This is a genomic window from Microvirga brassicacearum (assembly GCF_008757455.1).
Taxonomy (GTDB): Bacteria; Pseudomonadota; Alphaproteobacteria; order Rhizobiales; family Beijerinckiaceae; genus Microvirga; species Microvirga brassicacearum.
Genome location: NZ_VCMV01000038.1, coordinates 1 through 26,397, shown reverse-complemented (window position 1 = coordinate 26,397; position 26,397 = coordinate 1). Strand labels below are relative to the sequence as shown.

25 protein-coding genes are annotated in these 26,397 nt (G+C 63.7%); 12 read left to right on the top strand and 13 right to left on the bottom strand.

Annotated elements, in window-relative coordinates:
- Window positions 1-193: 193 nt before the first annotated feature.
- The gene (locus tag FEZ63_RS19315) at window positions 194-1,105 is read left to right on the top strand and encodes a hypothetical protein (protein ID WP_150947532.1); all 912 of its coding nucleotides are present in this window, start codon (window positions 194-196) and stop codon (window positions 1,103-1,105) included.
- Here FEZ63_RS19315 and FEZ63_RS19310 read toward each other — a convergent pair.
- The 3 genes from FEZ63_RS19310 to FEZ63_RS25230 form a co-directional block, all read right to left on the bottom strand.
- Window positions 1,098-1,643 carry an isochorismatase family protein gene (locus FEZ63_RS19310; RefSeq protein ID WP_150947530.1) on the bottom strand — a complete coding sequence of 182 codons (546 nt, stop codon included), beginning with the start codon at window positions 1,641-1,643 and terminating at the stop codon, window positions 1,098-1,100. The two genes, FEZ63_RS19315 and FEZ63_RS19310, sit on opposite strands and share 8 nt — an antisense overlap.
- Window positions 1,644-1,648: 5 nt before the next feature.
- Entirely contained in the window at window positions 1,649-4,036 is a 2,388-nt protein-coding gene (locus tag FEZ63_RS19305; RefSeq protein ID WP_162419790.1) for a PAS domain-containing protein, read from the bottom strand.
- A gap of 76 nt (window positions 4,037-4,112) precedes the next feature.
- Complete coding sequence (locus FEZ63_RS25230) at window positions 4,113-6,212, bottom strand: S9 family peptidase (protein WP_244622894.1); 2,100 nt, start codon at window positions 6,210-6,212, stop codon at window positions 4,113-4,115.
- A gap of 416 nt (window positions 6,213-6,628) precedes the next feature.
- On the opposite strand from FEZ63_RS25230, the gene FEZ63_RS19295 reads away from it, so the two are divergent.
- Window positions 6,629-7,057, top strand: a complete 429-nt coding sequence (locus FEZ63_RS19295; RefSeq protein WP_201274210.1) for a Ros/MucR family transcriptional regulator — start codon at window positions 6,629-6,631, stop codon at window positions 7,055-7,057.
- A 418-nt stretch (window positions 7,058-7,475) separates the two neighbouring features.
- Window positions 7,476-8,411, top strand: a complete 936-nt coding sequence (locus FEZ63_RS19290; protein ID WP_244622893.1) for a DUF6456 domain-containing protein — start codon at window positions 7,476-7,478, stop codon at window positions 8,409-8,411.
- 49 nt (window positions 8,412-8,460) lie between these two features.
- On the opposite strand, the gene FEZ63_RS19285 is transcribed toward FEZ63_RS19290, so the two are convergent.
- Window positions 8,461-8,889 carry a SufE family protein gene (locus FEZ63_RS19285; protein ID WP_150947526.1) on the bottom strand — a complete coding sequence of 143 codons (429 nt, stop codon included), beginning with the start codon at window positions 8,887-8,889 and terminating at the stop codon, window positions 8,461-8,463.
- A 66-nt stretch (window positions 8,890-8,955) separates the two neighbouring features.
- On the bottom strand, window positions 8,956-9,294 hold the full coding sequence (locus tag FEZ63_RS19280; RefSeq protein ID WP_150947524.1) for a hypothetical protein: 339 nt from the start codon (window positions 9,292-9,294) through the stop codon (window positions 8,956-8,958).
- Between the two features lie 304 nt (window positions 9,295-9,598).
- Between FEZ63_RS19280 and FEZ63_RS19275 the strand changes: the two genes are divergently transcribed.
- From FEZ63_RS19275 to FEZ63_RS19260, 4 genes are all read left to right on the top strand, one after another.
- Window positions 9,599-11,386 carry a sensor histidine kinase gene (locus FEZ63_RS19275; RefSeq protein ID WP_150947522.1) on the top strand — a complete coding sequence of 596 codons (1,788 nt, stop codon included), beginning with the start codon at window positions 9,599-9,601 and terminating at the stop codon, window positions 11,384-11,386.
- Between the two features lie 135 nt (window positions 11,387-11,521).
- On the top strand, window positions 11,522-12,193 hold the full coding sequence (locus tag FEZ63_RS19270) for a peptidoglycan-binding domain-containing protein (RefSeq protein WP_150947520.1): 672 nt from the start codon (window positions 11,522-11,524) through the stop codon (window positions 12,191-12,193).
- On the top strand, window positions 12,190-12,531 hold the full coding sequence (locus FEZ63_RS19265) for a DUF1491 family protein (RefSeq protein ID WP_150947518.1): 342 nt from the start codon (window positions 12,190-12,192) through the stop codon (window positions 12,529-12,531). Before FEZ63_RS19270 ends, FEZ63_RS19265 begins: the two co-directional genes overlap by 4 nt.
- Before the next feature lie 404 nt (window positions 12,532-12,935).
- Window positions 12,936-13,154 (top strand): hypothetical protein, encoded by a 219-nt coding sequence (locus FEZ63_RS19260; RefSeq protein ID WP_150947516.1) that lies wholly within the window; start codon window positions 12,936-12,938, stop codon window positions 13,152-13,154.
- A gap of 7 nt (window positions 13,155-13,161) precedes the next feature.
- Here FEZ63_RS19260 and FEZ63_RS19255 read toward each other — a convergent pair whose 3' ends face one another.
- The 4 genes from FEZ63_RS19255 to FEZ63_RS19240 form a co-directional block, all read right to left on the bottom strand.
- On the bottom strand, window positions 13,162-13,698 hold the full coding sequence (locus FEZ63_RS19255) for a GNAT family N-acetyltransferase (RefSeq protein WP_338042237.1): 537 nt from the start codon (window positions 13,696-13,698) through the stop codon (window positions 13,162-13,164).
- Window positions 13,695-14,276, bottom strand: a complete 582-nt coding sequence (locus FEZ63_RS19250; protein WP_244622892.1) for a DUF1254 domain-containing protein — start codon at window positions 14,274-14,276, stop codon at window positions 13,695-13,697. Before FEZ63_RS19250 ends, FEZ63_RS19255 begins: the two co-directional genes overlap by 4 nt.
- The gene (locus FEZ63_RS19245; RefSeq protein ID WP_162419789.1) at window positions 14,264-14,857 is read right to left on the bottom strand and encodes a DUF1214 domain-containing protein; all 594 of its coding nucleotides are present in this window, start codon (window positions 14,855-14,857) and stop codon (window positions 14,264-14,266) included. Before FEZ63_RS19245 ends, FEZ63_RS19250 begins: the two co-directional genes overlap by 13 nt.
- Window positions 14,858-14,959: 102 nt before the next feature.
- The gene (locus FEZ63_RS19240; protein ID WP_150947513.1) at window positions 14,960-17,173 is read right to left on the bottom strand and encodes a transglycosylase domain-containing protein; all 2,214 of its coding nucleotides are present in this window, start codon (window positions 17,171-17,173) and stop codon (window positions 14,960-14,962) included.
- A 211-nt stretch (window positions 17,174-17,384) separates the two neighbouring features.
- Here FEZ63_RS19240 and FEZ63_RS19235 point away from each other — a divergent pair, with 211 nt between their 5' ends.
- Window positions 17,385-17,882 carry a YcgN family cysteine cluster protein gene (locus FEZ63_RS19235; protein ID WP_150947512.1) on the top strand — a complete coding sequence of 166 codons (498 nt, stop codon included), beginning with the start codon at window positions 17,385-17,387 and terminating at the stop codon, window positions 17,880-17,882.
- A gap of 521 nt (window positions 17,883-18,403) precedes the next feature.
- Here FEZ63_RS19235 and FEZ63_RS19230 read toward each other — a convergent pair.
- The 3 genes from FEZ63_RS19230 to FEZ63_RS24880 form a co-directional block, all read right to left on the bottom strand.
- On the bottom strand, window positions 18,404-19,003 hold the full coding sequence (locus FEZ63_RS19230) for a DUF2939 domain-containing protein (protein WP_150947511.1): 600 nt from the start codon (window positions 19,001-19,003) through the stop codon (window positions 18,404-18,406).
- A gap of 122 nt (window positions 19,004-19,125) precedes the next feature.
- Complete coding sequence (locus FEZ63_RS19225) at window positions 19,126-20,214, bottom strand: TRAP transporter substrate-binding protein (RefSeq protein WP_150947510.1); 1,089 nt, start codon at window positions 20,212-20,214, stop codon at window positions 19,126-19,128.
- A 199-nt stretch (window positions 20,215-20,413) separates the two neighbouring features.
- On the bottom strand, window positions 20,414-20,563 hold the full coding sequence (locus FEZ63_RS24880; RefSeq protein WP_153245869.1) for a hypothetical protein: 150 nt from the start codon (window positions 20,561-20,563) through the stop codon (window positions 20,414-20,416).
- 181 nt (window positions 20,564-20,744) lie between these two features.
- Here FEZ63_RS24880 and FEZ63_RS19220 point away from each other — a divergent pair, with 181 nt between their 5' ends.
- The 3 genes from FEZ63_RS19220 (at window position 20,745) to FEZ63_RS19210 (ending at window position 24,170) form a co-directional block, all read left to right on the top strand.
- Window positions 20,745-21,782, top strand: coding sequence for an endonuclease/exonuclease/phosphatase family protein (locus FEZ63_RS19220; protein WP_150947509.1), 1,038 nt, complete (start codon window positions 20,745-20,747; stop codon window positions 21,780-21,782).
- A 578-nt stretch (window positions 21,783-22,360) separates the two neighbouring features.
- A complete protein-coding gene (locus tag FEZ63_RS19215) occupies window positions 22,361-22,909 on the top strand; it encodes a hypothetical protein (RefSeq protein WP_150947508.1) in 549 nt (182 codons plus the stop codon).
- Entirely contained in the window at window positions 22,854-24,170 is a 1,317-nt protein-coding gene (locus tag FEZ63_RS19210) for a DNA-packaging protein (protein WP_244622891.1), read from the top strand. The genes FEZ63_RS19215 and FEZ63_RS19210 overlap by 56 nt, the downstream gene beginning before the upstream one ends.
- Window positions 24,171-24,294: 124 nt before the next feature.
- Here the strand turns inward: FEZ63_RS19210 and FEZ63_RS19205 are convergent, their stop codons facing one another.
- Window positions 24,295-24,738, bottom strand: coding sequence for a DoxX family protein (locus tag FEZ63_RS19205; protein ID WP_338042236.1), 444 nt, complete (start codon window positions 24,736-24,738; stop codon window positions 24,295-24,297).
- A gap of 72 nt (window positions 24,739-24,810) precedes the next feature.
- On the opposite strand from FEZ63_RS19205, the gene FEZ63_RS19200 reads away from it, so the two are divergent.
- Window positions 24,811-25,968 carry a phage portal protein gene (locus FEZ63_RS19200; protein WP_150947505.1) on the top strand — a complete coding sequence of 386 codons (1,158 nt, stop codon included), beginning with the start codon at window positions 24,811-24,813 and terminating at the stop codon, window positions 25,966-25,968.
- The last annotated feature ends 429 nt before the right edge of the window (window positions 25,969-26,397 follow it).

Sequence of the window (26,397 nt, the reverse complement as noted above, 5' to 3'; positions counted from 1 at the left end):
TAAATCTGAGCATGTCCCACGGCGGAAAGGTCCGTCAACGTTTGCGGGACATGCTGTAGTTAAAGCGCGGCAGGCTTGAGGGCAACGGCGAAGCTCTTGTCTTTTTTTCGCCAAGCTTTCCATGATTTAACCTTTGCCCTATAAAAATGGGGCCTTGCCTTGCGGCAACCTTTGTTTGCGTCACGGAGATTGCATGATCATCGCTCTTTACGCCCTCGCTTTGGCGATGATCGTCGGTGGTCTGTTCGCGGCCATCCTGGGGTGGGACATCGTGCTGGTCGAACGGGGCTGGACGATGGTCATTTCGGGCATCATCGGCGCTTCGAGCGGCGCGCTTCTGATCGGCATCACCGCCGTCGTATCGAGGCTGGCACGCATCCAGGAAGAGCTTGCCCGCGTCCAGCTCAGTCTCGAGGATGAGATCGAGACAGTGGTCGTTCCGACCCCTGCGGCGCAGGCACGAGGCCGCATCCTCGAGGACGTGGCGAGCGCGGCGGCGGGTGCGCTTGCCGGCGGGTTGTTCGGATCGCGCGGCGCTGCGGCCACCGAGCCGACGGCCGAGACCCGTCAGGATGATACGGCGCCGTTGGACGAGCAGGAGCCGGACGAGAAGGCTCGGCAGGAGGAGGCCGAGGCGAGCGCGCCGTTCGAGCCGCGCCCGGCGGCGGCCGAAGAGCAGGCGGAGCCGACTTTCGCGCGTGAGCGGGACGACGTGTCCGAGGGCAAGGTGCCCGATTTCCTGTTCGCCGAGCGGTATCGCGAAACCGTCGTCACCGAGGTTCATTTTCCCGAACGGGAACCATCCTTCTCCGACGAACAGCCGCCGGCCGAAGAACCGGCGGTCGATCACGAAGACGTCTTCGAGCCCGAGGAAGAACCGCTTGTGGAAGCGGCGGCTGCGGATGAAAGCGAACCGACGGAGCCGAGCGAAGGACCCGCGACCGTCATCGGCACCTACAATTCCGGCGACAACAAATACGTGATGTTCTCCGACGGATCGATCGAGGCGGAAACGCCGCAAGGCTTCTTCCGCTTCGGCTCGCTCGATGAGTTGAAGGAGTTCATCGCCGCCGGCGGCGAAGGCAATTCCTCCGCCTCTACTTGATGAGAGCCGACAGCGCGCGAAAATCGTCCGTTCCGGCCTGCGCGAGCCATTCGAAGATCACCATCTCGGTGGTCACCCACTGACAGCCCGCATGAATCAGCCGCGCGCAGGCGGCGCTCACGCTCGCGGACGCGCGGCTGGACACCGCGTCGGAAACCACCGCAACCTCGAAGCCTGACGCTCGAAAGCCGAGGGCGGTTTGCAAGACGCAGACATGCGCCTCGGTACCGCAGATCACGAGTTGATCGCGTCCTTGCGATTCCAGCCGTTCGACAATCGCGCTGTCGCGGGCAGCCGAGAAACTCAATTTCGGCAGCACCACGGCGTCGGGCGGAAGCGCCTCGACAACCGCGCCGACGGTGGGACCAAGGCCCTTGGGATATTGCTCCGTCACGGTCACCGGAACGTTGAGCCGCTGTGCGCCCTGCAACAGCACCGCGATGCGCCGAAGCAGGTGTTCGCCGTCGAGAATGGCCGGCAGCAGACGCTGCTGCACGTCGACAACGATCAGATGCGAGCGGGAGGCATCGAGCAGCATGGCGCTTATGGTTCCGTCGTCAGAAGCGGAGGATTGCGGGGGATCGGCATGATCATCGTGAAACGAAGGCCGTCTTCGCGGAAATCCACATTCACATCCGCGTTGAGCTGCGTTGTCAGAACGCGCTGCAGCAACCTTGAGCCGAACCCTTGTCGCGAGGGCGTGGCGACGGGCGGACCATCCTGCTCGATCCACGAGAAATTCAACCGTGGGCCGCCATCGCGCTCCTCCACGCTCCACCGCACTTCGACCTTGCCGCCGAAATTCGAAAGCGCTCCGTGTTTGGCGGCGTTGGTGGTGAGTTCGTGAATCGCCATGCCGACGGGCACCGCCGCTTCAGACGGAAGTTCGACCGGCGGACCGGACACGAACACGCGCCTCTGCGCTTCATCATCGTAGGGGCCGAGCTCGGTGCGGATCAGATCCTCGAGCGCCGCCTTCTGCCAGTAATCCTCCGTGAGAAGATTGTGGGTGCGCGACAGGGACACGATGCGGCCCACGAAGCTCTGATAGAATTCGTCGATGCTCGAGGTCGAGCGCGCGGTCGATCCGACGATCGCCTGCACGGTTGCGAGCGTGTTCTTGACGCGGTGATGAAGCTCGCGGATCAAGAGATGCTGGCGTTGTTCGGCCTGCTTGTAGCGCGTCACGTCGATGTTCACGCCGACCATGCGCAGCGGCTTGCCGTCGGCGTCGTAGAAAAACTTCGCATTGACTTCGATGTACCGAAGGGACCCGTCGGGAAGCACGATGCGATGCGAGAAGGTGATTTCTGGATCCCGGCGCTCCATCGCCGCCTGGATGGCTTTTTTCGTCGGCGCCAGGTCTGGGGGAAGAACGCGCAGCTCCCAGCCGGCAAAATCCTGCGTGAAGGTATTCGGCTCGAACGCGAACAGGCGCTCCTGCTCGGGAGTCCACGTGACCTTGCCTGAGGTGACGTCCCAATCGAACACGCCGATGCCGACAGCCTTTTGTGCCAGCGACAGACGTTCCTCGCTCTCACGCAACGCCGTAGAGGTCTGCTTGAGATCGTGAATGTCCACGCTGGTGCCGCACCAACCAAGGAACTCACCCCCCACATTGTGCAGAGGCGCCGCGCGGATGAGGTGCCAGCGGTATTCGCCATTCGCCGCGCGATAGCGGGCCTCGGTCTCGTAAGGCGACTCGTTCTGACGCACCGGCACGAGTTCTTCTCTCATGCGCTCCATATCGGGCGGATAGATCGTCGTCATCCAGCTATGCCCGAGCGCCCGGTCCTTCGGGAAACCCGAATAGCGCACCCAGCGGTCGTTCGTGAATGTCAGTTCGAGTTCGGGCGTCACGATCCAGACAAGCGCCGGCAGCGACTCGGCGATGATGCGGAAACGCGCTTCGATCTCGCGCAGGCTGATCTCGGCCCGCGCCTTCTGGACCGCCGTCCATGTCCGTTCGGCGACGTCCTGGGCCAGCGCCAGATCGTCGGTCGACCACCGTCGCGGGCGGGCGGCATTCAGATAGAGCAGGGCAACGAGATGCTGATTTTTCAGAAGCGGGACCGCCAGCGCCGTTCTGGCATTGATGGTCTTGTAGATGGCCTGCATCGCCGGAGTGCTGACCCGCGGGTCCGTTTCGACATCGTCCACCGCGATGATGCGGCCTTCCTTGAGTTGAGCCATCATGTCGGGCAGGAAGTCGTTCAGGCGGAACTGCCGGCCCTCGGTGCTCACGACCCAACGGGACCATTCGCGGGCGATGATGTTGACGCCGAGTTCTTCATCGACCTCGCCGTAGCCGGCAAAATCGACTTCGAGGAATTGTCCGAGGCTTTCGGCCGTCGCTTCCATGATGGTGTTCGGGTCTTCAAGATCGCGCAAACGATCGTTCAGGTTGAGCAGGAACGCCTGCCGGCGTTGCGCGACGCTGCCTTCCCGCCTGGCACGCTCCTGCTCGGTGATGTCCTGGATGATGGCGTTCACCTGCACCGGCTTGTCGCCCTCCGAAACGACGCTTCCCCGGAGAATGATGCGCCCGGTGCGGCCATCCGGCCTGATGATCCGGCTTTCGGTGTTGAAATCGGTTTTGGTCTTCAGCGCGTATCCCATCGCCTGCTCGATCCGTTCCCGGTCGGCGGGATGGAAGAGCAGTTGGAAGCGTGGGCAGAAGAGTGGCTCCCCGGTGGGCAGCCCCAACGCCTCCCGGGTCGGCGCGGCCATGACGATCTCATCGGTCAGGACGTTCCACTCGAATGAGCCGAGCTTTCCGATCTCGAGCGCCATGCGCAGCTTGGCGTTGCTGTCCCGGAGCCGCGCTTCGGCCTCGCGAAGCCTTGCCTCCAACGCGGCCACGTCCCGGCGGTCCTCGCTTGCGAGGGTGGTGGCGTTCTCCGCCGCCGACAGCTTGCTCGGTTTCGTCATCGACGCACACTCTTCGTCCGAGGTCTTCGAACCTTTTTCGGCCTCTGGAATATCAACGGATGAATCGGATGATGTTTCAACCCCCAAATCCGTCGATGCTCCGGAGGGCGAAAAGATAGGTGAGGGCGACCTCTTCGAGGCGGTCGAAACGCCCGGCCGCGCCGCCATGACCCGCCTCCATGTTCAGCTTGAGCATGACCGGCCCGCCGCCGGTCTTTTTCTGACGGAGCCTGGCGATCCACTTGGCCGGTTCCCAATAGGTCACCCGCGGATCGGTCAGGCCGCCGAGCGCCAGGACGGCCGGATAGGCTTGAGGCCCGATATTTTCATAGGGCGAGTAGGACAGGATGGTGCGGAAGGCGGCCTCATCGGCTGCCGGGTTGCCCCATTCGGGCCATTCCGGCGGCGTCAGCGGCAATTCCCCGTCCAGCATCGTGTTGAGCACATCGACGAACGGAACCTCGGAGACGATGCCGGCAAAAAGATCCGGCGCGAGGTTGGCGACCGCCCCCATGAGCATCCCGCCCGCGCTGCCGCCATGGGCCACGATGCGACCGCGCGCGGTGTAGCCGGCGGCTGCCAGCTTCTCGCCGCAGGCGATGAAATCCGTGAAGGTGTTGGGCTTGTTCTCGCGCTTGCCGTCGAGATACCAGCGCCAGCCTTTCTCGGTGCCGCCGCGGACATGGGCAATCGCATAGACGAACCCGCGATCGACGAGCGACAGGATGTTGGTGCGAAAGCCGGCGGGAATCGAAACGCCGTAGGATCCGTAGCCGTAGAGCAGGCAGGGAGCCGAACCATCGAGCGCCACGTCGCGCCGGTGAACGATCGAGATCGGCACCTGTGCGCCATCCGGCGCCGTCGCGAAAAGGCGACGGGTCACATAATCTTCCGGATGATGGCCGCTGGGCACGACCTGCCGTTTCCGGAGCGTTCGCGTGCCGGTGGCGAGATCGAGATCGCGCACTTCGCTCGGTGTCGTGAGCGACGAATAGCGATAGCGGATGACATTGGTGTCGTGTTCGTAGCCGGGATCGACGCCCAGCGCATACGTGTCCTCGTCGAACGCGATGATGTCCTCGCGGCCGGACGCGAATTCGCGCACCACGATACGGGGCTTCGCATCCTCCCGTTCGAGACGGACGAGGTGGCGCGCCAGGCACATGACGAACAGGATCATGGTGCCGGCCCGATACGGCACCAGATCCTTCCATTGCGCGCGGCCGGGATTGGAGACCGGCGCGGTCATGATCTTGAAATCCTCGGCGCCGTCGGCGTTGGTGAGGATGATGATCTGGCGCCCGTGATGCTCCACATCATATTGCAGCGCGACCGTTCGCGGCTCGACGAGTCGCGGTTTGGCGAGCGGATCGGCGCGGTCGAGAAGGTGCACTTCCGAGGTCTCGTGATCGCTCGCCTCGATCAGCACGAACGCGCCGGATTGCGTCAGCCCGAGTTTGACGAAGAAGCCGGAATCCGGCTCCTCGTAGATCACGATGTCGCGATCCGCGGAGGTGCCGATCAGGTGGCGCTTCACGCGGACCGGGCGATGATTGTCGTCGAGTTCGACATAATAGAAGCCGGCGGAATTTCCGAGCCAGACAACGCCGCCGGAGGTGCGGGGGATTTCGTCGGTGAGGTCGTGGCCAGTTTCCAGATCGCGGACCTTGATGGTAAAAAATTCGGAGCCTTTCCGATCGGCGCTCCACGCCATCAGGCGGTGGTCCGGGGAGTGATCGGCGCCGCCGAGGTCGAAGAAGGCGTGACCCGAGGCCTCCTTGTCGCTGTCGAGGAGAATGGTTTCCACGTGGCCGTCCCGGGGGATGCGGCAGACCAGGGGGTGCTGGCCGCCTTCCCGATAGCGCGTGAAATAGGAGAACGGGCCGTCAGGCTCGGGAACGGAGGAATCATCCTCCTTGATGCGGCCGCGCATTTCCGCGACGAGCGCTTTTTGAAACGCTTCCGTTCCGGCAAAGACGCCCTCCGTATAGGCGTTCTCCCGTTCGAGGACGGTGCGGATCGACGGGTCGAGCGCCGCCGGGTCGGTGAGCACCTCGCGCCAGTTTTCCGCCTTGAGCCACGCGAAATCATCGCTGAGCTGCGTTCCGTGAACCTCGAAACTGTGCTTTTTCGACGGGATTGCTGGCGCCTCGGGCAGAGGCGAGGGGGGCGGCATCGCAGATTTCATCACGGGTCCGGGTTGGGTGGAGGATCAGCGGGAGTAACGTTCGGCCCTCGGGACAGGTCCCCGGCGCCGCCCGACGACCATGCGGCGTCGGCGCATCGGAGGAAAGCTGATTTTCGCCGACGGCCAATTCGTTAACGAATCGACATTACCTATCGTGAGGATTTTAGCGCTCGTGGGCGGAGATATATTGCAAGCGCCAAGATGATACAAAGTTTTCCGAGGTTTTCCCGCCGAACATCTTGCCACCGCAAGCAAACTGACATACCTGAACTAGCAAGCGTGAGTTCTGTTTGATTACGGTGCGTGACAAGGTGAGGCAAGCATTGCTTCGCTCAAGACAGCCCGTCGATGCGCAGAAATGCCCGATGGATTGCTTGCCAGGGCCGGAAAGGAAGAAAAGTACAATGAGCGACACAATCGCTACCTCCAACTATATTGAGCTGGCTGCGGACATCGTCTCTGCATACGTGAGCAACAATTCGGTTCCTTCGGCTGAACTGCCTTCGCTGATCGGCGATATCCATGCCGCGCTGCTTCGCGTCGGCGGCGGCGCCGCCGAGGCCCCTGCGGAGGCGCCGAAACCTGCGGTGTCCCTCAAGAAATCGGTCACCCCGGACTACATCATCTGCCTGGAAGACGGCAAGAAGTTCAAATCGCTGAAGCGCCATCTGCGGACGCAATACAACATGACGCCCGAGCAATATCGCGAGAAATGGGGTCTTCCGGTCGATTACCCGATGGTGGCACCGAATTATGCCAAAGCCCGCTCCGATCTCGCCAAGGAGATGGGACTCGGCCAGCAGCGGCGCAAGCGCCGCACCGCCCGGGGCTGAGGCCTCGGTTTGCAACGACAAAGCCGCCCTGTGGGGCGGCTTTTTTGTTGTCGGAACCATCGTGGGACGGGAGAACGCGGCCTCGGAGATCCTCGACCGCGGCCGTGTCCAACTCGTGGGAAGGCCCGCTCTCGGGTCGAGACGGAAGGTGCGTAGACAACGCATCCGGCGGCTACCTGTCAACACAACCGCGAGCTGTAGTTGCGGGCGATGCCGCCGAGGCATCGGGAGCGGGTCTGTACTCTTGTCTCCTCTCCGGAGATGCAGTTTTGTTGTTTTTCCTCCCCATTGAGAGAACTACCACAAGTTTATCCTCGCAATTCACAGGCTCTCCGGACGGCTTGACACATAGGAATATTGCCTCAGAATGGGCGCATAGCAAGCGTCCCTCAGTGCGTTCAATTTTTAGGAACAAAACATGAACAAAAACGATCATATTTCAAAGCCGTCTGGAATTTCAAATCGCCGCACCAGCACGGGCGGAAGGCCGATCGAGTCCCGCTCCGCAGAAGCCGGCGCGGGCAGCCGGACCGTTCTTGGCAAGGAGGCCAAGCGGCTGCTCGCCTGCCTAGCGCAACCGGATGCGTGGGCGTTCATCGATCCGACCGACCATAGTGGCATCATTCTGGGCAGGAAAAGCGCCGCGGTATCCGTCAGCGCGGGCCGGTTTTCCCAGCTGCATGCAGAAGCCTTGGTCGGACATGATCTGGCGCGCTGGGAAAAGGCGAGGCGCGTCGCCCTGCAGATCACGGAAGCGGGGAGGGCCTATCTGCGCCGCGACGCCGCTCAGGCGGGCGGCGATGCTTTTTTCGACCAGCATCGCGAGACCGCCTCCATCGGGATTGCCACCGACGAGGGAACAAAACGAGTACGAATCGATCTCGACGAAAGTCCGCTCGACTGGCTGCGCCGCCGCAAGGGCCGGGACGGCCAGCGCCTCATCGGCACGGCAGCCTATGCGGCGGGGGAGCGCCTGCGCGTCGATCTCATGCAGGCCGGCTTGCTTCCGAGCGTGACGGCGCGCTGGGACGCCATGCCGACCGCGACCGGCCCTGCTTCCCCGTCCGACGCCACCGACCGGATGGTCGCGGCGCGGCAGCGGGTGCGGAACGCTTTCGATGCCATCGGCGGCGATTTCAGCGACCTGCTGCTGGATCTCTGCGGCTTTCTCAAAGGTCTCGAGCTGATCGAGCGGGAGCGGCACTGGCCGCCGCGTTCGGCCAAGGTCGTGGTGCGGCTCGCGCTCACGAGGCTGGCCGATCATTACGGGATCGAGACCTCCGCCCGCGGGCCCGCCGCCTCACGCGGCATTCGCGCCTGGCAGGCGGTGGTGATCGAAGGAGGCTTGCGATAAGGCCCGGCGATTGCACTCTGGCTGGGAGCGTGGATCGCTCCCGGCCGCCTTATGAGGCGGCCAAAGCCGCCTGCGCGTCCTGACGAATGCGCTCGACCATGGATCTGAGGCCGTTGGAGCGCTGCGGCGTGAGATGCGATTCCAGATCGAGTTCGCGAAACAGCGCCAGCGCGTCGGTGGACACGGCGTCCGCCGGCGTCTTGCCGTTATAGAGCGCGATCAGCAACGCCACGAGGCCGCGCACGATATGGGCGTCGCTGTCGCCGACGAGATGCAGCCGGGGGGCTCCATGCGCGTCATCGAGCCGCGTGATGAGCCAGACCTGACTGGCGCAGCCGCGCACCTTGTTCTCGTCCGTGTAGGCGTCCTCGGGCAGCTTTTCCATGAGGCGGCCGAGTTCGATGAGATAGCGGTAGCGCTCATCCCAATCGTCGAGCAACTCGAAGTTCGAAACAATTTCGTCGATCGGCGGCAGCATGACGGTCCATATTCGTGATGTCTCGCCATCATATAGGGACTGGCACCGGATTTGGCGATGGAACGCCTACGCGCCCGGTTTCTTTCCCGCGCCGACCCAGGCAGGGCGATGGTCCTCGGGCTGGAGCGTGTCCGTCTGCGGAAGCTGCCGCGCTTCCATTGTTCGCGCGGCCGGGCCGGCTTTGATCCTGTCGAGCACCGCCTGCTTGGCGCTTTCCGGCAGGGCGTTCCAGACCGCCTCGAGGCGCTCCGGGGTACCGCTCGCCGATTGTTGGAGTTTGTCGGCCGGGTTGCTGACGGCATTGATGAGGCCATCGAGCGACAGGCTCCCCTCCGAGCTGTGCCGGACGGGCGAGAAATAGAAGATCGCGCCGATCACAAGGGCTGCTCGCAGCAGGGAAAACATGACGGCTCCTCCTCGGCGCGGATGGACCGGGTTGTGCGCCATCATAACGTCTCGTCGGCGGGCCGCGTAGGTTGCCCCCAGGGTCACTTGCAAACAGCATTAACAAAAGGTTGACGACCTCGCGGCGCCGGTCGCCACGGATGAAATGGCTGATTTGGCGGCGAAAAAATGGCCGCGGGCGGCGCGCGGGCACGGGGCTTGCGGCGCCGATGCCTGTCGATGACCTCCCGTTCGCCCAGCGGCCTTAGGGTTCGCTTAAGCGGCCTCTGCCACGGTTGCGCCTGGCATCAAGAGGCACGGTCGCTTGCAGACGAATCCCCGGTGGCACTGGATCGACGAATGGCTCGGCGGGCTCGTTCACCCGTCGGCGCGCGCGCGGCTGACCGAGCAGGTTCGGCACGAACGTTTCGTCGTCGCCGCCATCGTCACGGCGCTGCTGTCGGTCGTCACGCTGCCTTTGGCCCTCGTGGCGGAGGCGCCGGCGAGCCTCCTGGCAATCTGGAGCGGACTGATCCTGACGCCGTTGCTAGCCGTGTTCGTGCTCTCGCGCTCAGGTCACCTCGATGTGGCGCAAGCCATCATGTCCGCCTCTCTCACCGTATTCATCGTGGTCGCCGGCGCGACCATGGGCTTGCCGTTTTCCGGACTCTGCCTCGCGCTGTTGAGCGTACCGCTGGAAGCGGCGGCGACGGGATCGCGGCGAGGGTTCCTTTCCGCCTGCGGATCGATGCTCATCGGCATGGCGATCGCAAGTCAGGCCGAGTTGGCTGATCCTTCGGCATTGCCGGCCTTCGGAATCATGATGGTCGCCGCGGTGATCGTCCTGGCGCATGTGGTGGCACGCGTGCTGATGGAGGCCAGGCTCGATGTGCTTGCCGCGCGCGCTCGTCCAGTCGGGCTCGCGCACCAGCAGGAGACGTTGAACGCGCTCGACGATCTCGTCACCTGGCATGATCGCAACGGCGCGATCCTGCGCTCCAACGGCGCATCGACGAAACTCCTCGGCGCACCGTCTTCGGCGATCCACGGCAGCGGATTGTTCACGCGGATCCTGATTGGCGACAGGCCGGCTTTTCTGAAGGCCGTGAGCGACGCCGCCCGCGGCGCAACGACCGCCATCGTCCAGTTCCGCGTCAAGACGGATCATGCGGCCGAGGGCAATGGATTCATCTGGGTGGAAATGCGCGTGCATGGGGTGCGGCTGAGCAACGACCTCACCTGCGCGGCCGTTGCCGTCACGCGAGATATTTCGGCGCATCGCCGTTATGCGGAAGAACGGGACGCGCTTCGGCGCGAAGCCGTAAACGCAAATGACGTTCGCGCCGAATTGCTCGCGACCGTCAGTCACGAATTGCGCACGCCGCTGAACGCCATCATCGGCTATTCGGAAATCCTCATGGGCCGTGGCAATCTGGTGCTGCTCGAACGGCGCGAGAGTTACGCCGAGATCATCCATCAATCCGGCGAGCACATGCTCGGCGTGGTCAACACGCTGCTCGATCTGTCGGCCATCGAAGCCGGTCATTACAACCTCGCCTTCGAACCTGTGGCGATGGCGGAACTCGTTCGCCAATCCTGCGCGGTCGTCGCACTGCGCGCCGAACAGGCAGGCGTTAAGTTGCTTGCCGATCTCCCGGACGATTTGCCGGAGATCGTTGCCGATCGCCGGGCGTGCCGCCAGATGCTTCTCAATCTCCTGTCGAACGCGGTGAAGTTCACGCCGCGCGGCGGCGAGGTTCGTGTCGAAATCCGGCGGGATCGCGAATGCCTCACGCTCTCCGTCCACGATACGGGCATCGGCGTGACGCAAGAGGATCTTTCGCGGCTCGGCGCGCCGTATTATCGCGGCGCCTCGCGGACCCGGGCCGAGGAAAAAGGGAGCGGACTTGGTCTCTCGGTGGTGCGCGGATTGGTGGCGCTGCATCGCGGCCGCATTCGCATCGGCAGCGCGCCCGGAAATGGCACGATCGTCACCATCAGCCTGCCGATCGACGGCGTCCAGGCGGCCGAGACGAGCAGCGGCATGGCGAGCCTGCCTGCTCCGCTCGCGTTGCCGAATTCTTCCGATATGATTGTTCTTAAGACGGGATGACAAATTTTGCGTGAAGCCCTAGCCGCTCGCCCTGATCGAGACTTCGTGGTGTCTGCGCCTGCGCGTCGGCCCGCCACCCAGCGCAGGGCCGCGCCTTCGCGACGGGCACCCGCGCGCAAAAACAAAGCCGGCTTCATGGCGCGTATCCTCGGCAGCGTTGCGCGCAATCCGCTCCGCGTTTTGGTAACGCTCGTCCTCTCCGGCTGCGCCGGGATGATCGCCTGGAACGCGCTCGTGCTGCAGGAGGCGCGGCATCCCGCGCCGCTGTTCAATCATCCGGGCGTTGCCCCGCAAGCCGTGATGCCGGCGCCGCCGCAGCGATCCCTCGCACCTGCAGCCGCTGCGGTCGCATCGCCGCCGCCCGCGCCGGCATCCATCATCGATCCCACTCCGACAGCAGTCGCCACGCCGCCCGTGCCGCCGGCGCGAACCGCCATCACCGACCTCATCCGCAACAACGGAGAAGTCGCATCGCCGCCGGCGCGTGCGACCACCAGCAACGCGACCACCACCGCCAAACCGGCAGCGGTGCGCGATCCCATCGCCGATATGATCCGGATGGGTGGAGCGGTTCCGACGCCGCCCGCCAATGTCGGTCGTCAGGAGAGCGCCGAGCCGGTCCTTGCCGCGCAGCGTGCTCTTGCCAAGCTTGGCTACAGCGTCAAACCGGATGGGATGATGGGGGGCGAGACGCGCACGGCGATCGAGCGCTTCGAGCAGGATCGCCGGCTTCCGGTGACCGGCGAGTTCAATCCCCGGACCTTGCGCGAATTGAGCGCCGCATCCGGCATCGCGATGCTGCAATGAGCCGGCTGCGTTCCGATTTCTGGGTCTCGGCCTATATCCGGCGCTGCAACGTGGAGGGAGTCGAGGCGGTGTTGCGCAAGCGCGGTGCGGCGGAGGCCGGAGCCGTGTTCGTGAAGGTCGATCGGCTCGATGGAACCGCCAGCCTCTATGGCCCGGCGCCGCAGCTTTTTCTCGACGACAGCGGCGAGCGCCTGTTCTCGGTTGTGCTGGTGGATGCCACGCCGCTCGACGTCGAGGAACGCATGCAGCGCGAACAGAAATTCGATCCGGATCTCTGGCTGGTTGAAGTCGACGACCGCGCCGGCCGACACTTTCTCGATCTTGCGCCAGAGAGCTAGATCCAGCGTTTTCGCATCGGATCCAACGCCTTCATTACATTGCCGCGAACATTCGACGAACCGGCGGCCTCAGTGGTGCGCTGACATCGATGAATTGCGGTGGCCGCATGCGCGCCGAACAGGCAGGCCAGATTTGCGTTGTGCGAATGATCCCATGTGGAACCCTCACAAACGCGAACGGATGGAAGAGCTTACGGGCGTTCTCTTGGCGCCGCTTTAAGTCCGGTCCGGAATGGCTCGAAATAGCCCTGTTGACGGTGGCCCCGTAAGATATGATCGTCCCCATTGAATAATGCGTTGGAAGACGCATGTTCGGTGAAGACACCGATTGGAAACGGTCTGTTAACCATCGACCTATTTGGTGGACCCAGACGCAACAGGAGTTCGAGCGACGGAGGATTGAAATGCGTAGTATTGGGCTTGAGACCGAAGGCGAGGGCGCCAGAGACAGGGTCGTCCCGTTTCCCGAAGCTGCCGTTCGGCCACAACGGCCGGCGCCAGCAGCCGACGAACGCAAGGGCGTCATCCTGCTCTTCACGGGCGTGCGGTATGAGCGGGCGGAGACAGACAACGTTCCGACACCGCCCGTGGCGTCCAACGGCTCACGCCGGCGTCGTTCGTGAGCGTGCCCTAAATCCCGTCCGCCTTCCCGACGCGTGATCGGCGCGCCGGTTCCCCGATTTCGCGCACCATGAACACCGCGCCGCCGCCATAGCTCGAGAGCTTGGTCGCCAGGCCCGCCAATGGTGTGGGCACAAAACCGTGTTTTTCCCAAAAGCCCTGTGAGCCGTTGACGGCGACGAGCGACACGTTGTGAAGCCCGATTGCTGCGGCGACACCCACCAGCCGGTCGACCGCTTGCGCGGCACGCCCACTTCCTCGTCCGTCGGCTGCAATCGCCACGTCGTGCAGATAATAGGTGGTGGGATCCGCGGGCAGTCGTTCGAGTTTGGTGTTGAGCGCAGGCGGCCTGCCGAATTCCCACGGATGGCTGATCGCATATCCCAAAAGCAGGCCATCGCATTCGAGAACCTGACATCCGGGCGGGAAGAGCCGTTGGCGCTCCGCGAGCACGTCTAGATCTTCCGGATGGTCGGGATGAATGCGATCGGCGATGGCGTGAACGGCGTCGAGATCCGCAGGCTTCATAAGCCGCCAGAACATCATTCCTCCCCGCCTTCTCCGTCAACCGTGCAGGAGACGGCTTCTGCTGCGCGGGTGGCGGCGGGACGCAGGCTCCGGACCGGGGCGGCGACCCGGACGATGACGTAGCCCTGCTCTTCCGGCGCGACGATTCTCACATCGCGCGAGGGTTCGTTTTCGTCTTCCTCCGCGCGCGCTTCATCGAGCTGGCGCGGCGTCATGATGACGAGTTCGAGTTCGCCGCGAATGGCCGCGCGATCAGTGACGGCGAAGAACACGCCGCTGGTCTTGGAGTGGAGCGAAAACGACAGGAACGTTTCGCCGGTCTTGGCGGCGATCCGGGCGGGACCCTCGTTCAAATCGAACGCGCATGCGGCGATGGCGAGTGCGGGATCCGGGAGGGGAAGCCAGGTGGCGCCGCCGCCGGGCGGGCTGACGATCTGCGCGGTCTCCGATTCCAAGGTCGATCGAACCCGAGCGATGGCATCGCCCTCCGCAAAACGCGGACTGGCGAGCACCACCACAATGTGAACGGCGATCCCGAGCACGACGCCGCATGCGGTGGCGAACAGAAACCGACTGATCGAGTTCATGTTCCGCATGTGATGCGCTCGATCGTGGGAAGGTCCTCGGCATCGAGGTTGGCGCCCGCGGCACCGGGCGTGTCGTAGAGGCGCAGGACCATGGTGAAAGCCTCCATGGCGGGGATTTGCAGCCAGTTGCCGGCGCTCAGGTCCTTCGACACGACAATCTCGAATCCATCATCCGGCCGCCGGATGATCTCCGAGGAGGCAAAGCCACTGCGTTCGAGCGCGGATGGGCGAAGAGCGCCGGTCCGGTCGTAGAGGGTGAGCGTCCAAAGGCGCGCCGGCGGCATCACCGAGCCGACGCGGTAGGAGCAGGCGCCGTCGAGGCCGCGGCCGCTGTCATCCGCCTCGGCGACCAGCGTCAGCCCTTCGCCGATCGCCAACGGTACGTCGCCGCGCCGCGCCACGATCGCCCGCATATAGGGGTCGGCTTCGGCGGAACCGAGCTTCGGCCATGTGGACCACGGCCCGAACTTGCGGCCGCCGAAGGGCGGATCGCCGTTGAGAACCCAATAGGCCGATCCCAGCCCGAGCCCGAGGGCGAGCAGGAGGGAATAGACGATCAGGATTGCGGTTTGCTGGGTTCTGAAGATCACGGGTTTCTGGTTCGCAGGCTGCGGCATGGAAACGACCGCACGGCCTTTCGTCAATATGCGTGTGCCCGTTTCAACGATGCATGGGAAGGCCAAAGCTGCCCATTATGGCATTGCAACCTGCCGCGGCTGCGTAAAGTCGGATCCGGGCGGGTCTTTGCGGGCCTGCCGTCCGGGCATCGGAGATGCCGTTTCGGCAGCCTTGAAAAGATTGCCGATCGCGCCGAGGACCTCATACGAACGCCGCGACAGCGTTCCGGCAAGATAGCCTTGCGCCGCAGGTGCGGTGGCCTGGTCGGCCGGACGCTCCGTTGCCGCGACCTTGGCGGCGGATTCAGGCCCGATCCCGGGGATCGGCCGGATTTCGAGGTTCTGGTGACCGAAGGTCATGACCTCCTGCCATGTCATGGCCGGCAGCGTGCCGCCCGTCATGTTGTTCATCGCGCTGTGATCGTCATTGCCGTACCACACCCCGGCGACGAGGTTTCCGGTATAGCCGACGAACCAGGCGTCGCGATAAGCGTTGGTGGTTCCGGTTTTTCCGGCCGAGCGGATGCCGGCGAGGGCGGAACGCTTTCCGGTGCCTTCCTCGACCACTTTGTTGAGCATGAAATTCATGTCGTGCACGAGCCGGGTCGGCAGAATCTGCTCGGGCGGCGTGTCGGCGGCACGGCTGTAGATCACGTCGCCTTGCGAGTTCTTCACTTCCCACGCCACATAAGGCGTCGCCTTCTTGCCGCCATTGGCAAAGACCGCATAGGAGGCCGTCATGTCGATGACCGTCACCTCGGCGGCGCCGATGGGCAGCGAGCTCGAATCCGCCAGCGGATGCGACAGGCCCATCTTGCGTGAGATATCGATGATCTGCGCGCGCCCGGCCTTGGCGTTGCCCTTGCCGATCTGCAGCGACATCCAGACCGGAATCGAGTTGATCGAGCGCGCCAGCGCCGAGGTCAGCGGCATGCTGCCGGAGAACGAGCGGCCGTAATTCTGCGGGCACCAGTTGCCGAGACAGATCGGCCTGTCGACCACCGTGGATGTGGGACGAAGCTTCGGGTCCGCCAGCAACGCCGCCGTATAGACGAACGGTTTGAAGGACGAACCCGGCTGGCGCAGGGCGTCGGTGGCGCGGTTGAACTGGCTCAGGCCATAATCCTTGCCGCCGACGATGGCGCGAAGCGCGCCGTCCACGTCCATGATTACGATGCCGCCCTGTCCGGCCTTGTACTGCCGGCCATGCTGGCGAAGCATGTTCTCGAGGGTTTGCTCCGCATGCTGCTGCAAGGCAGTATCGAGGGGCGTCTTGACGGTCAGAATGCGCTCGCCTCCGAGCTTCTTGTCGGCCGCGAGCTGCTTGATCTGCTCATAGGCCCAGTCGAGATAGTAATCCGGCGTGGTTTCGCGGCTGCGGTTGATCGGCGTCGCCGGGTTGCGGCGCGCGGTCTGGATCTGGCCCTCCGTCAGGAACCCCGCCTCCACCATGTTGCGCAGCACATCGTTGGCGCGGGCGCGGGCGGCCGGCAGGTTGATATGCGGCGCGTATTTGGTCGGCGCCTTGAACAGCCCCGCCATCATGGCCGCCTCGGCCAGCGTCACGTCCTTGGCCGACTTGCCGAAATAATAATCGGCCGCCGCCACGACGCCATGGGCGCCGCCGCCCATATAGGCGCGGTCGAGATAGAGTTTCAGGATCTCGTCCTTGGTCAGGTGGAATTCGAGCCAGACCGCCAGGAACGCTTCCTTGATCTTGCGCTCGAGCGAGCGCTCGTTGGAGAGGAAGAGGTTCTTGGCCAGTTGCTGGGTGATGGACGAGCCACCCTGCACCACGCCGCCGCCGCGCACGTTGACGGTCAGTGCCCGGAACGTGCCGATCGGGTCGATGCCCCAATGCTCGTAGAAGCGGCGGTCCTCGGTAGCGAGCGCCGCCTTGACCAGGTAATCAGGGAATTCCTCGAGCTTGTAGGAATCGTCGAGCCGCAATCCCCGCCGGCCGACCTCCTGGCCGTAACGGTCGAGGAAGGTGACGGCGAGATCCTGGGTCTTCAGCCAATCGTCGTTGGTTTCTTCAAAGGCTGGCAGCGCCAGGGCGAGCAGCACCACGCCGCCCACGAGGCCCAGGGTCGTGGCCTCGCTCGTCAGATCGAGGAGGACGCGGACGGGGCCGCGGAACCGGAGATGCTTCGACAGGTCGGAGAAAACCTCCCAGCCGCGCGCAATCCCTCGGCCGGCCTGATAAAGGGACGTGTTCAGCCAGGCATCGGAGGCCAAAGCCGCGCGCTTGATCCGGGTGATCAGGGGAGTCGAAGGAGTCGGGCGCACAACGGTCCTCAGGCAGGTCTAAGACCTGATATAACTTGTTATAGGTCGCAGAAGTCCGTACGCCAGCGCACGAGTCGAACGGGCTACGCGACGACAACTCGGAGAGGCGGATGCCGGTTCGAACAGCCCAGACGCTTTCGTGAGAAAGTTTTGACAGGCTTATAACAGCATCACCTTCAAGTTGCCGTAAAGAAAGGATTTGAGCGCGCCGATGAATAAAGCTGCGACATTCCGGCCCGCCCCTGAAATCCGGCCCTTCTGGCAGGAGAAGACCCTCGATGCCATGAGCGCCGAGGAATGGGAGAGCCTGTGCGATGGCTGCGGCCGCTGCTGCCTCGTGAAGCTCGAAGACGAGGATTCGGGCGAGATCCTCTACACCGATGTGGGCTGCACCTTGCTGGACGGGGAAGCCTGCCGTTGCGCCGATTATGCGAACCGGCAGGCGAAGGTTCCCGATTGCGTGCGCCTGACTCCGGAGGCGGTGCGAAGCCTGTCCTGGCTTCCGCCGACCTGCGCCTATCGGCTGCTGGAAGACGGTCGGGATCTTTACTGGTGGCACCCGCTTGTATCCGGCGATCCTGAAACCGTCCATGCGGCAGGCATTTCCGTTCGGGGACGAGTGGCCGGGCCGGAAGAGGACTTCGCGCTCGCCGAGCTGCTGGAGCACCTGGTCGACTGGCCCAAGGACGACGAAGCTGGGAAGCCGTAGATTTCGACAAAGGTTGTATGCCGATCCCCTCCGGACGAAGAGTTCCGGCCCTCGGCCATGCGGATTATAGGCTAACGAAACGTTAACCTCACATTCCGCAAGGCGCTGGCGATGACGTCGACGGTCTTCTGTTTCCTGCTCGGCACGGTTTTTCCCGTGGCGCTGATCGGATGGGTCATCTACGTCGCTTGACGTGCGCGGTGTGCGCGTTCGCACCTGTCGTCAGTGAGCGCCGTCACCGAACAGGAACGAAATCGTAAACGAAAGGTTAAAGCACCAAGGAGGGTCTTCCGATGACCTCGACGGTGATCTCTTTCGTATTAGGTGCCATTCTTCCGCTTGTGATGGTCGGTTGGCTGTTTGCGCAGGGTATCTAGAACACGATCGCTAGTCTGCGCGTCCTCTTGTTGCCGCGCAAGACTTCACCAAGGTCCACACCCTTCCCTCGCTTTACACTTTTGGACGATCAGCGAGCCGCAATGACTTTGCGACTTCTTCGTTAAGCATCGTGTCGGTAAGCGTCAGCCGTCCTTCTTCTGAACTCTCGCGATCAACTCCTCGCGCAAGGCCCGGGGCAGTTCGATGCCGGTCAAGCGCCATGTGGTGCCGCTGAGCCGCATGGTCAGGCGGAACTGGCGATCCTTCGCCTCCTCCGGCGGAAAGGGGATCGCCACGCTCCTGAATCCATTCGATTCCGAGCCGAAGAACAGCATCACCGCATCGCGGACGGTCCCGAATTCGAGCGGCAGTTTTCCGCTCGCCTGCGCGCCTGCGGGGGCGGCAACCTGTTGTGGCCAGCCATCGTCGAGCAGATCGATAAGGGCTTCGGCGGTGATGAGTTGCTCGACGACCGGATTGACGGCCGCCGCTCCAGCCGTTGTGGCCACGCGGCCATCGAGGTCGCCGAGCTTGGCGCGCCCTTCGGGTGTGTGCAGGTAATCGCCGACGACCTGGCGCGAGACCGCCACCCGCACAGCCGGAAAGTTGACCCGTTCTTCGATGCGCGAAACATCCCGCCGTTCGACCGCCTTGGCGAGATCGTAGAGGGCGACGAACGGCGACACCATGAAGATCGCCCAGGCGAGAAACAGAAGAACGAAGATCCGAACGGTCCAGCGCATGGGCGATACCGGAAAATGGGTCGAGCTCAGGCAGAGCCCGCAAGTGCATTATGCCAGCAGTTGTGGGGAAACAAAAAAGGGCGATCCGATGATCGCCCTTTCGCATTGTTGTGCGCCGAAGTTTAGCCGCGGGCGCGGGCGCGGATCATGTAGGTGTCGTAGGCGTATTCGGCGACTTGGAACCACAGATATTCTTCGTTCCGGAAGCCACGAACGCTCTCGTAGATCTTCTTGAAATCGGCGTTCTTGGCCGAAACCTCGTCGTAGACCTCGACCGCCGCCTTATTGGCCGCATCGAGGATCTCCTGCGAGAACGGGCGAAGCTGAGTGCCGGAGCCGAGCAGGCGGCGCAGGGCGGCCGGGTTGCGGGCATCGTATTTCGCCAGCATGTCGGCATTGGCATAGCCCGCCGCCGCAGTCAGGATCGACTGGTAGGCCTTCGGCAGTTCCTTCCATTTGCCCTGGTTGATGAACAGGTGAATGGCCGGGCCGCCCTCCCAGAAGCCGGGATAATAGTAGTACGGCGCCACCTTGGAGAAGCCGAGTTTCTCGTCGTCGTAAGGGCCGACCCATTCGGCTGCGTCGATCGTGCCGCGCTCGAGCGCCGGATAGATGTCGCCGCCGGGGATCTGCTGCGGCACCACGCCGAGCTTCGCCATGACGTTGCCGGCGAGGCCGGCGATTCGCATCTTGAGGCCCTGCAGGTCCTGCAAGGTTTTGATTTCCTTGCGATACCAGCCGCCCATCTGCACGCCGGTATTGCCGGCCGGCATCCCGAACAGATTGTGCTTGGCGTAGAACTCGTTCATCAGCTCATTGCCCTGGCCATGATAGAACCAGGCATTGATCTGGCGGGCATTGAGGCCGAAGGGCAGGGCCGTGCCGATGGCGAAGGTCGGGTCCTTGCCGAAATAGTAATACGAGCAGGTATGGCCCATCTCGATGGTGCCGTTGCCGACCGCATCCGCCACCTGCGGCGTGCCGACGATTTCACCGGCCGCGAAGGGCTGGATCTGGAATTTGCCGTCGGTGCCTTCGTTGACGAATTTGGCAATGACTTCGGCGGCGCCGTAAATCGTATCGAGCGATTTCGGGAAGCCCGATTGCAGGCGCCACTTGATCTCCGGCATCGCCTGGGCGATCGCCGGGGCGGCAACCGCCGTAGAGGCCGCGCCTACGGTCGCGGCCTGCAAGAATTGACGACGTTTCATATTGTGCGTTCTCCCTGGTCATCGTGACTGCGTCACTTGTCGCGTATTGACACCGAAACGCCGTAACCCCGCAAGGCGATTTCGACCGCCTATCGACCAATGGGTTAGACGCAAGAAGGGGCGAACCGGCGACGAAGAGGCGTGCTGCCTTTGCGGCAGGCAGCCGGATGCGCGGCGCTGGGCCTTCAGGGGGCAGACATCAATTGAAGGCTTCGGCGGCGCAAACAAGCGCAAACAGCGCAGTCACGGCGGTCAATTCAGCCATTCCCGTCAGGAGAGAGGTCAAATCGCTCGCCACGAACGCGGCCAAGGCTGTGATCAGCGCAACGATGGATGCCCAAGTAAGCATGGGCCGTCTCCCCGGCAAGAATTTATGGTGCGGCGTTTAAACACGCAAATGTGACAAGAGTTCCCTAAGGGCAGCGACTTTTTTTGGGAAGTGCGATTCGTGGCTACGGCGGCTTAATATGCGGCAGCGGGAGCGCTTTTTTTAGCGCCTCGCCCCTGCTGGAATATCCGAGGCTCTTTCCATGCGCCCCATCGTGACGGACACCACCCCTGATCTACCGCCCGTCCCCAATGCCGTTTTGCTGGAGGCGCGGACGAAGGCGCCCCGGCCCGAGGACCACGCACGCTACCTGCGGGACCTTGCGCCTTTTCACCTGATAGAGGCCGTGCCGCCGCGATATGTGGCGCCGTGGCCGGCCCGCCTGTCGGTGGCCTCCTTCAACGTGGAGCGCCTGACGGATGTGAAGGCGGTTCGGGCGCTGCTGGATTCGGTTGGCGCCCATGTGGCCCTTCTCACCGAGGTCGACGTGGGCATGGCCCGCTCCGGCAATCGCCACACATTGCGCGACCTCACCGCGGAGACCGGGGAGGGCTTTCTCTACGGGCTCGAATTCCTCGAACTCGATCTCGGCGACGAGAGCGAAATGCGGACCTATGCGGGTGAACGAAATACCCGCAGCTTCCACGGCAACGCCATCGTGTCGAACTTGCGGCTTGAGCGGCCGCACCTGATCCCGCTGGAGGAAAGCGGCTTCTGGTTTCCCGGCCAGGATGGCGCGCAGCGACGGATCGGCGGTCGCATGGGCCTCGCGGCGCGCCTCGTGGATGCGCCGTTTCCGCTGTGGGTCGTGGCGGTTCATCTTGAAAGCAAAACCACGCGCGAGGACCGGCAGGGCCAGATCCAGGCCTTGCTGCGCGGCCTCGATAGTTTTGCGGCGGGCGAGGCCTGCATCATCGGCGGCGACCTCAATACGAAGGAGCTGCCGGCGGGCGACGGCGCGCAGCAGCAAGTGCTGAAAGAGGCCGAGCAATTCGAGCCGCTTTTCGGCGATTTCCGCCGCGAAGGGTTCGCCTGGGCGGCGGCGAACGTCGCCGCGGTCACGCAGCGGACCGGACCATCCGGCAAGCCCCCACCGCCGTTTCGCAAACTCGACTGGTTTCTGGTGCGGGGAATCTCGCCCGAGCACTCGCGGGTGATTCCTGCACTCGACGGCCAGGGGCGCCCCGTTTCCGACCATGACATGCTGGCGCTCGACCTGGTGCCCGATGCCGATGTCTGAAGGGCGAACGCTGCAGTGCCTCGCGATGGCGGCGCCTGGCAGGAACCGATCACGACACGATCAGAAACCGCCTGACAGCCCGTTACATGGTCGCCGCCCGGCCTTTGCGCGGCCCGGTTTGAAGGCAACAGCAGCGGTTTTCTTTGACACTGCGTGTTTAAGGAGCTATATGTTTAAATAGTATCCTGAAGAGGGATAGTCCTTTGAAGTATATGTTCTGTTTATATTGTTGATCCGTTCGATGTTTGATCCGCACTTTGTGTAACTTTATCCCTCTTAGGGATAGTTTTTCGATGCGAATTCGAACGGATCGTGAACGATTTTTCTCCAATAGCCCTTCGCCGCAGATTCCATCGCCTTTGCCCGCCCGCGGTCGCCGTTCCGGGTGAATTGTCGACGCCTGCGTTTTTGGCGCTTGACACCGGAGCGCTCTTAGGGTACAAAACAAGAACACTGACGAAGTGTGATTGCAATTACCTCCCAAGTTTCAATGACTTCAGCACCGCTCCTGCCTCGGCATGGGCGGTTTTTTTGTTGGGTTCTCTTTTTTGAGTTCGCCAGCCTTATCGAGTTTCCCCATGAGCGCAGTCGTCAAGATTTCAGACCGCATGCGGCAGCAGGCCTTCGATTTTTACGCCCACCACGAAAACGTGCCGTTGAATGCCATCGCGACGTTTCTCGGGGTCAGCCGGGACCGATTCTGGCGCCTGCGCCGGCATTGGGGCTGGCCCGCGCGCGGCGAGGCGACCGCCTCGGCCGGCAACATTGAGAGCAGCTGCGAGGTTCGGCCGATCGCGGAGGCGGCGCTGCCCACGCGCACCGGATTGCGCGAGGCCGCGGCCTCGCTCGCGCACGTCACCCATATCCGCCTCGACGCGCTGATCAGGGATCAGGCGGGGAGCGCCGACATCGATCACGATCGCACCGCGCGCACGCTTGCTGCCTACGCCAAGACCTTGACCATCGCGCAATCGCTTCTGGAACAGGACGGGACGGCACTTCATGAACCAGAGGCCGACGAGCCCCAGCCCCGCTCCCTCCACGATCTGCGCGACGAGCTTGCTTCCCACCTTGAGCGCATTGTGGCGGAGGAAGAGGCTCGCGGAAGCGACGGCATCCTGGTCTGAGGCCGATTTCAACCGCGCGCTTCGCCATTGGCCGCTTCTGTGCCGGGTGGAGCAGCGCGTCCCGGGCCTCTGTCGCCTGCGCGATCCGTGGACCATCTGGCTGATGCTCGGCGGCCGCGGCGCGGGCAAGACGCGAACCGGCGCCGAATGGGTTCGCGGCGTGGCATTGGGCCTGCCCGATTTTGCCGAGCCGGCCCTGCGCCGCATCGCGCTTGTCGGCGAGACGTTCGCAGATGCGCGCAACGTGATGATCGAGGGACCGGCGGGCATTCTCAGCGTCCATGCGCGCCGCGAGCGCCCGGTCTGGTCGCCGTCCTTACGGAAACTCGAATGGCAGAACGGCGCGGTGGCGCATGTGTTTTCGGCAGAGGATCCGGATTCGCTGCGCGGGCCGCAATTCGAGGCCGCATGGGCGGATGAACTCGCCAAATGGCGGCATCCGGACGAGGCCTGGGACATGCTGCAATTCGGCCTGCGTCTCGGCACGCATCCGCGCCAGATGGTGACGACGACACCGCGGCCGATCCCGCTGCTGAAACGCTTTCTCGCCGATCCGAGGGTTGCCGTATCGCGTGCGAAAACCGCCGACAACGCCGCCAATCTGGCGCCGGTTTTTCTCGACACGGTGGTGGGCCGCTATGCGGGCTCACGCCTCGGTCGCCAGGAACTCGACGGCGAGATGATCGAGGACCGGCCCGACGCGCTCTGGACGCGCGATGTGGTCGAGGCGAGCCGCGTCGATGCAGCGCCGCTGCTGGCGCGCATCGTCGTGGCGGTCGATCCGCCCGCATCCTCATCGCGACGAGCCGATGCTTGCGGCATCGTCGCGGCGGGTCTGGACGATGGCGGGTTTGCCTATGTGCTGGCGGACGAAACCGCCTCCGCGCTGAAGCCGCGCGAATGGGCCGTGAAGGCCGTCGCGCTGTATCGGCGATTGCAGGCGGACGCCCTGGTGGTCGAGATCAACCAGGGCGGCGAGATGGTTGAAAGCGTCATTCGCGAAGTCGATCCGAGCGTGCCCGTCACCAGCGTGCGCGCGACGCGCGGAAAATATCTGCGCGCCGAGCCTGTCTCGGTGCTCTACACGCAAGGCCGTGTGCGCCACGTGGGCGCGCTGCCGGAACTGGAAGACGAATTGTGTGATTTCGGCCCCGGCGGGCTCACTTCCGGCCGTTCGCCGGATCGCCTCGATGCGCTGGTCTGGGCGGTGACGGAACTGATGCTTCGCGACAAGAAGGAACCGCGGGTGCGCGTTCTCTAGAGTCGGATTCAGTTTCTTCGAATCTGATCCGACTCTACCTCTTTTCTGTGGGCGCATATCTCTCCGTGACCCGGTATCCACTTCGCCGGATCAGGCTCCAAAGCCGCCCCGCGGCTTTTTGAATTTACGAGCGATCGACCGAATAGCGCCCGGCACCCGCGCCGGCGAGCAACAGGAAAGCGCCGGCAAGCGACACGTTCTTCATCGCCATGATCTGGTTCAGCATGCGGGCTTGGTCGGTCATGTTCCAATAGGCGTGGAAGAACGGGATCGTCAGCAGGGCGAACGCCGCGAGCGCAAAGGCCGCGATGCGGGTCTGATAGCCGATGAGGATGGCGAGGCCGAGCCCGAATTCGGCGATCGCCGTGAGGGGCGCCAGCACACTCGGCATCGGAAGACCTGCGGATCCGATATAGGCGGCGGTGCCTTCGAGCGAGAAGAATTTGTCGAAGCCGGATTTGATGAACATCACGACCAGAAGAACGCGGCCGATCAGAAGAAGTGTGTCGCGCATCGTTTGACTTTCATGTGAACGGCTTCGGATCGAGGCCGTCCCCGTTGTAATCAAGTTAAAATTGCAGCGTCAATCCACGTGGCGCAAACGGTTGTTTGCTGTGTTGCCGAGAGGCGGGAGTTTTTCATGTTGAAGACGTTGAGCCGCTTCTTTCTGACGCCGCCCGAAGCCAAGGCTTCGCGCGTCCAATCCTCCGTCGCACTCTATTTCGCCGGCCATCCCGTCTGGACGCCGCGGGATTATGCGGCTTTGTCGCGGGAAGGCTTTCAGAAGAACGCGGTGGTGCATCGCTCCGTCAGGCTCATTGCCGAGGCCGCCGCATCCCTGCCGCTGATCCTGAAGCAAGGCGGCGCAGAGCGTCGCGACCACGCCATCCTGGCGCTGCTGGCACGGCCCAATTCGCGGGAGGGCGGGCAGCGGTTCCTCGAGAGCCTTTATGGTCACCTGATGGTGTCGGGCAACGCCTATCTGGAGGCGGTCAATGTGGATGGGCATCCCCGCGAACTGCATTCGCTTCGGCCCGATCGCATGCGCGTCGTGCCGGGCCCGGACGGATGGCCCGCCGCTTACGACTACACGGTCGGCACTCGGACGATCCGGTTCGCGCAAGGGCAGGGCGATGCGCCGATCCTGCACCTGACGCTGTTTCATCCGGCCGACGATCATTATGGCCTGTCGCCGATGGAAGCAGCCGCCATCGCCCTCGACATTCACAACGCGGCGGGCGCCTGGAACAAGGCGCTGCTCGACAACGCGGCGCGACCCTCCGGCGCGCTGGTCGTCGGCGGCACCTCGCTGACCGAGGCGCAGTTCGACCGTCTGAAGCGCGAACTCGAGACGAATTATCAGGGCGGCGCCAATGCCGGCCGGCCGTTACTGCTGGAAGGCGGCCTCGATTGGAAGCCGCTGTCGATGTCGCCGAAGGACATGGATTTCGTCGAGGCCAAAGCCGCCGCCGCGCGCGAGATCGCGCTCGCCTTCGGCGTGCCGCCCCTGCTGCTCGGCCTGCCGGGCGACAGCACGCACGCCAATTACGCCGAGGCCAACCGCGCCTTCTACCGCCAGACCATCATCCCGCTGGTGAAACGCACCGCCGAGGCGATGGTGCAATGGCTCCAACCCGCCTACGGCGAAACCCTGAGTCTCGAACCCAATCTCGACGCCATCGAAGCGCTGGCGACAGAGCGCGAGAGCCTCTGGCGCCGAGTCTCGGCGGCTGGTTTCCTGAGCGACGACGAGAAGCGCGAGGCGGTGGGGTATGGACGGGTGGGAACCGGATCGTAGAGGCAATCTTTCGCTCCCACCGCTCCCACTGCCGTCACACTCGACACCAATCTCGATCAAGCGCGGGTTTCCCTCCCCCTTGTGGGGAGGGTCAGGGTGTCGGCGCCATGGTGGGTCCAGCGTGGAGCTCACACCCCCACCTCCAACTCCTCCCCACAAGGGGGAGGAGAGCACGTGGGTGCTTCCGCGCTTTTTGCCTGTATCCTTGATCCGGATACCCCCGCCCCGGTTTGCTCGCGTTGCGAACAGAGGTGGGTGGCCGGGTCAAGCCCGGCCATGACGCGGAGATCACGTGTCGCCGGAAGCATGGTGCAACGACGTCGGCGTAGAATCCGTTACTCGGCTCACGCACGACGTGGTCTCGATCAAGCGCGGGTTTCCCTCCCCCTTGCGGGGAGGGCCAGGGTGGGGGTGACGGCGCCATGGTGA

Bases quoted from the DNA above. Each gene is read 5' to 3' on its own strand.
- FEZ63_RS19290 (WP_244622893.1), top strand. From the start codon at position 7,476: ATGAACAAAAACGATCATATTTCAAAGCCGTCTGGAATTTCAAATCGC.
- FEZ63_RS19220 (WP_150947509.1), top strand. From the start codon at position 20,745: ATGCGCCCCATCGTGACGGACACCACCCCTGATCTACCGCCCGTCCCC.
- FEZ63_RS19235 (WP_150947512.1), top strand. From the start codon at position 17,385: ATGAATAAAGCTGCGACATTCCGGCCCGCCCCTGAAATCCGGCCCTTC.
- FEZ63_RS19305 (WP_162419790.1), bottom strand. From the start codon at position 4,036: ATGACGAAACCGAGCAAGCTGTCGGCGGCGGAGAACGCCACCACCCTC.
- FEZ63_RS19250 (WP_244622892.1), bottom strand. From the start codon at position 14,276: ATGCGGAACATGAACTCGATCAGTCGGTTTCTGTTCGCCACCGCATGC.
- FEZ63_RS19215 (WP_150947508.1), top strand. From the start codon at position 22,361: ATGAGCGCAGTCGTCAAGATTTCAGACCGCATGCGGCAGCAGGCCTTC.
- FEZ63_RS19280 (WP_150947524.1), bottom strand. From the start codon at position 9,294: ATGTTTTCCCTGCTGCGAGCAGCCCTTGTGATCGGCGCGATCTTCTAT.
- FEZ63_RS19200 (WP_150947505.1), top strand. From the start codon at position 24,811: ATGTTGAAGACGTTGAGCCGCTTCTTTCTGACGCCGCCCGAAGCCAAG.
- FEZ63_RS19295 (WP_201274210.1), top strand. From the start codon at position 6,629: ATGAGCGACACAATCGCTACCTCCAACTATATTGAGCTGGCTGCGGAC.
- FEZ63_RS19285 (WP_150947526.1), bottom strand. From the start codon at position 8,889: ATGCTGCCGCCGATCGACGAAATTGTTTCGAACTTCGAGTTGCTCGAC.
- FEZ63_RS19315 (WP_150947532.1), top strand. From the start codon at position 194: ATGATCATCGCTCTTTACGCCCTCGCTTTGGCGATGATCGTCGGTGGT.
- FEZ63_RS19260 (WP_150947516.1), top strand. From the start codon at position 12,936: ATGCGTAGTATTGGGCTTGAGACCGAAGGCGAGGGCGCCAGAGACAGG.
- FEZ63_RS19230 (WP_150947511.1), bottom strand. From the start codon at position 19,003: ATGCGCTGGACCGTTCGGATCTTCGTTCTTCTGTTTCTCGCCTGGGCG.
- FEZ63_RS24880 (WP_153245869.1), bottom strand. From the start codon at position 20,563: ATGCTTACTTGGGCATCCATCGTTGCGCTGATCACAGCCTTGGCCGCG.
- FEZ63_RS19270 (WP_150947520.1), top strand. From the start codon at position 11,522: ATGGCGCGTATCCTCGGCAGCGTTGCGCGCAATCCGCTCCGCGTTTTG.
- FEZ63_RS19265 (WP_150947518.1), top strand. From the start codon at position 12,190: ATGAGCCGGCTGCGTTCCGATTTCTGGGTCTCGGCCTATATCCGGCGC.
- FEZ63_RS19310 (WP_150947530.1), bottom strand. From the start codon at position 1,643: ATGCTGCTCGATGCCTCCCGCTCGCATCTGATCGTTGTCGACGTGCAG.
- FEZ63_RS25230 (WP_244622894.1), bottom strand. From the start codon at position 6,212: ATGCCGCCCCCCTCGCCTCTGCCCGAGGCGCCAGCAATCCCGTCGAAA.
- FEZ63_RS19255 (WP_338042237.1), bottom strand. From the start codon at position 13,698: ATGATGTTCTGGCGGCTTATGAAGCCTGCGGATCTCGACGCCGTTCAC.
- FEZ63_RS19225 (WP_150947510.1), bottom strand. From the start codon at position 20,214: ATGAAACGTCGTCAATTCTTGCAGGCCGCGACCGTAGGCGCGGCCTCT.